The following is a 545-nucleotide window of genomic DNA, read 5'->3' on the forward strand; positions in this document are numbered from 1 at the left end:
ACGAGCGTATTTGGGTATAGGTACAAGTCGGCGGCGTTGCGGAAAGTCAGTTGGCCAGATTCAACTTCAGTGAAGCCGTTCGGATCATCTTTACGTCCGCCCACTTTAAAAGGCGCTGCCGCGCTCAAAACTGGAATGTCAGCAAGGTCTGGATCGCCTTGAATGAAACGTTCAACGTAGTCTTTTTGTGCAAGGTTAACGATTTGGATTGTTGGGTCGTCTTGCACCAAAGCCAAGAAGCTGTACATCACGTCATTCGCTTTACCAATTGGTTGGTTAACGAATTCGCGAGTGCCTTTGTGATCGTCTTCGAGTGCTTTAATGATGCCTTGGTCTGCTTCTGCAAGCGATTTCTTAGTCGCTTTGTCGAAAATTGGTCGAGCTTCAGATTGTCCTTCCACTACTTGCCATTGGCCGTCTTTTTGCTCGATGACCAGATCCATGACTCCCACGTGGCTGCCCCAACGGCCAGGCATGACGGCAGTGACACCGTTGATGGTGCCTTTGTTGTTGTCTACGCCTTGTAGATTCTCAAATCCTTTGCC

Annotated in this window: 1 pseudogene; it reads right to left on the reverse strand. The window is 49.2% G+C overall.

Annotated features, from left to right (window positions below):
- A pseudogene (locus R7P74_RS28670) lies at window positions 1–545 on the reverse strand (2',3'-cyclic-nucleotide 2'-phosphodiesterase); the annotation flags it as partial.

The sequence above is a fragment of the Vibrio sp. 2033 genome, from assembly GCF_033339735.1.